We start from the raw sequence: 3,461 nt of genomic DNA on the forward strand, positions 1-3,461 counted from the left end.
CCCAAGGTGCTCGACGAGAAGGTCGCCCGCATCCACGTCGAGGCCCTGGGCGGGGAGCTGACCAAGCTCACCAAGGACCAGGCCGAGTACATCGGCGTGGACGTCGAGGGCCCGTTCAAGCCCGAGCACTACCGCTACTGAGCCGGGGGTGTGCTCTCGATGACCACCGCACTCGAACGGCCGCGGGCGGCCGGGCCGCCCGACCCCGCAGCGGGCGACGACGTGGGCCGCCTCGTCGTCTCCTGCACCGACGGGCCGGGGATCGTGGCCCGCGTCAGCGCGTTCCTGCACCGCCGCGGCGCCAACATCGTGCAGTCCGACCAGTTCTCCACCGGGCCGGTCGGCGGCCGGTTCTTCCTGCGGACCGAGTTCCACCTGCCCGGCGTGCGCGCCGCGCTGCCGGAGCTGGAACGCGGGTTCGCCGCCGAGGTCGCCTCGGTGATCGGCGGGACGTTCCACCTGCGCGACGCGTCGGCGCCGACGCGGGTGGCGCTGTTCGTGTCCCGCTACGACCACTGCCTGCTCGACCTGCTGTGGCGGGCCCGGCGGGGCGAGCTGCCGATCACGGTCGTGCAGGTCGTGTCCAACCACCCCGACCTGGAGGCCGACGTCGCCGCGTTCGGGGTGCCGTTCGCGCACATCCCGGTCACCCGCGCCACCAAGCGCGAGGCCGAGCAGCGCGAGCTCAACCTGCTCGCCGGGCGGGTGGACCTCGTGGTGCTCGCCCGCTACATGCAGGTCCTGACCGGCGACTTCCTCGACCGCGTCGGCGTACCGGTGATCAACATCCACCACTCGTTCCTGCCCGCGTTCGCCGGCGCCGGGCCCTACGAGCGGGCCAAGCAGCGGGGCGTGAAGCTCGTCGGCGCCACCGCCCACTACGCCACCGAGGACCTCGACGAGGGCCCGATCATCGAGCAGGACGTCGTGCGGGTCTCGCACCGCGACGGCGTCGCCGACCTCACCCGCGCCGGCGCCGACATCGAACGCGCCGTCCTCGCCCGCGCCGTGCGCTGGCACTGCGAGGACCGGGTGCTCCTCGACGGGCGCACCACCGTCGTCTTCTGATCCGCCCTACCCCGGAGACGCCCATGCCACCCGGCACCATCGCGGTCGCGGGTTCGATCGCGACCGACCACCTCATGCACTACCCGGGCCTGTTCGGCGACCAGCTCGTCGACGGCCACCTCGACCGGATCTCGCTGAGCTTCCTCGTCGACGACCTCGTCGTGCGGCGCGGCGGGGTCGGCGCCAACATCGCCTTCGCGCTGGGCGTGCTCGGCGCCCGCCCGCTGCTCGTCGGCGCGGTCGGCCCCGACTTCGCCGACTACCGCGAGTGGCTCGAGCGCCACGGCGTGGACTGCGCGGGCGTGCACACGTCGACGACCGCGCACACCGCCCGGTTCACCTGCACCACCGACGACGCCCAGTGCCAGCTCGCGTCGTTCTACCCGGGCGCGATGAGCGAGGCGGCGTCGATCCGGCTCGCCCCGTTCGTGGCGAGCCACGGCGTCGAGCTGGTCCTCGTCGGCGCCGACGACCCCGACGCGATGCTCGCCCACACCCAGGAGGCCCGCGAGCTGGGCCTGCCGTTCGCCGCCGACCCCTCCCAGCAGCTGCCGCGCCTCGACACCGACCGGTGCCGCATGCTCGTCGGCGGCGCGCGCTACCTGTTCAGCAACGAGTACGAGTGGGAGCTGATGCAGCGCCGCACCGGGTGGAGCGAGCGCGACGTCGCCGCCCGGGTCGAGCTGCGCGTCACCACCCTCGGCGCCAAGGGGTGCGTCATCGCCGACGGCGAGACCGAGGTGCACGTCGACGCCGTCCCGCCGCGCGAGGTCGTGGACCCGACCGGGGTCGGCGACGGGTTCCGCGCCGGGTTCCTCGCCGGGGTCGGCGCCGGGTTCGGGCCGGAGCGGGCCGCTCAGCTCGGGGCGCTCGTCGCGACGCTCGTGCTCGAGGTGGCCGGGCCGCAGGAGTGGCGGATCGACCCGGACCGCGAGCTCGGCCGGGTCGCCGAGTGCTACGGCGCGGACGCCGCCGCCGACCTCGAGCCCCTGCTGCGCGGCGCCCGGGGGACGACGTGACCGCCCGGCTGCTGGACGGCACCGACCTCGCCCGTCGGGTCCGCGAGGAGGTCGCCCGGGACGTCGCCCGGCTGCCGGAGCCGCCGGGGCTCGCCACCGTGCTGATCGGGGACGACCCCGCGTCGGCGGTGTACGTGCGCAGCAAGCGCAAGCGCTGCGTGGAGGCGGGCATCCGCGACCTGCACCGGCACCTGCCCGCCCACGTCACCCAGGGCGAGGCGGCGGCCGTCGTCGACGAGCTCGCCGCCGACCCGGCCGTCAGCGGGATCCTGCTGCAGCTGCCGCTGCCCCCGCACCTCGACCCCGCCGCCCTGATCAACCGCATCCCGGCGGAGAAGGACGTCGACGGCCTCACCGAGGCGAGCGCCGGCCGGCTCGCGCTCGGCCGCCCCGGCCTGCGCCCGTGCACGCCGCAGGGCGTGCTCGCGCTGCTCGACGACGCGGGCGTGGCGCTGCAGGGCGCCCACGCGGTGGTCGTCGGGCGCTCCGACCTCGTCGGCAGGCCGGTGGCGCAGCTGCTGCTGCAGCGGGACGCCACGGTCACCGTGTGCCACTCCCGCACCCGGGACCTGGAGGCGGTGTGCCGGACCGCCGACGTGCTCGTGGTGGCCGCCGGCGTCCCGCGGCTGATCGGGCCGGACGCCGTCGCGCCGGGCGCCACGGTGATCGACGTCGGGATCCACCGGACCGGCTCCGGCCTGTGCGGCGACGTCGACGCCGACCGGGTGGGCCATGTCGCCGGCGCGCTGACCCCGGTGCCCGGCGGGGTCGGGCCGATGACGATCGCGATGCTGCTGCGCAACACGGTCGCCGCCGCGGCCGCAGCCCCGCTCGCCGCGGTGGGAGGTGCCCGGTGAGCGTGCTGGACGGGTTCTCGCTGGAGATCACCGGTCGCGACGCGGCCCGGCTGGAGGAGACCGCGCCCCTGCTGCCTCCCGGCACCCGGGTCCACGTCGCCTACCTCGCGGGCGAGACCCTCGAGCAGCGGGTGGAGGCCGCGGGCGCCGCCCGGAGCCTCGGGCTCACCCCGGTACCGCACCTCGCCGCCCGGCGGCTGCGCTCCCGGGCCGAGCTCGAGGAGGTCCTCGCGGCGCTCGGCGAGGTGGGCGCGCTCGACGAGCTCTTCGTCGTCGGCGGGGACCCGACCACCCCCGCCGGGCCGTACGCCGACAGCCTCGCGGTGCTGCGCAGCGGGGCGCTCCAGGCGGCGGGCGTGCGCGGGGTGGGCGTCGCGGGCTATCCCGACGGGCACCCCGACATCGCCCGCGACGTGCTCGCCGCGGCCCTGCGCGCCAAGGTCGCGCTGCTCACCGAGCACGGGATCGCGCCGGTGGTGGTCACGCAGTTCGGGTTCGACCCGCAGCCGGTCCTCGG

Annotated in this window: 5 protein-coding genes; all 5 read left to right on the plus strand. The window is 76.0% G+C overall.

Features of this window, described 5'->3' with window-relative positions; translation table 11 throughout:
* On the plus strand, positions 1 to 141 hold a 141-nt coding region (locus VKZ81_RS32880), incomplete at its 5' end, for an adenosylhomocysteinase (protein WP_324241720.1).
* A gap of 18 nt (positions 142 to 159) precedes the next feature.
* Positions 160 to 1,068 carry a formyltetrahydrofolate deformylase gene (gene purU, locus VKZ81_RS32885; protein WP_324245649.1) on the plus strand — a complete coding sequence of 303 codons (909 nt, stop codon included), beginning with the start codon at positions 160 to 162 and terminating at the stop codon, positions 1,066 to 1,068.
* Between the two features lie 23 nt (positions 1,069 to 1,091).
* Positions 1,092 to 2,087: a carbohydrate kinase family protein gene (locus VKZ81_RS32890; RefSeq protein WP_324245650.1), complete on the plus strand. Its 996-nt coding sequence runs from the start codon at positions 1,092 to 1,094 to the stop codon at positions 2,085 to 2,087.
* Entirely contained in the window at positions 2,084 to 2,944 is an 861-nt protein-coding gene (locus tag VKZ81_RS32895) for a bifunctional 5,10-methylenetetrahydrofolate dehydrogenase/5,10-methenyltetrahydrofolate cyclohydrolase (RefSeq protein ID WP_324245651.1), read from the plus strand. Before VKZ81_RS32890 ends, VKZ81_RS32895 begins: the two co-directional genes overlap by 4 nt.
* Positions 2,941 to 3,461, plus strand: a 521-nt coding sequence (locus VKZ81_RS32900) for a methylenetetrahydrofolate reductase (protein ID WP_491723629.1), incomplete at its 3' end; no start/stop codon positions are given. The genes VKZ81_RS32895 and VKZ81_RS32900, both read left to right, overlap by 4 nt.

It is taken from the genome of Pseudonocardia sp., assembly GCF_035305885.1.
Lineage (GTDB): Bacteria > Actinomycetota > Actinomycetes > Mycobacteriales > Pseudonocardiaceae > Pseudonocardia.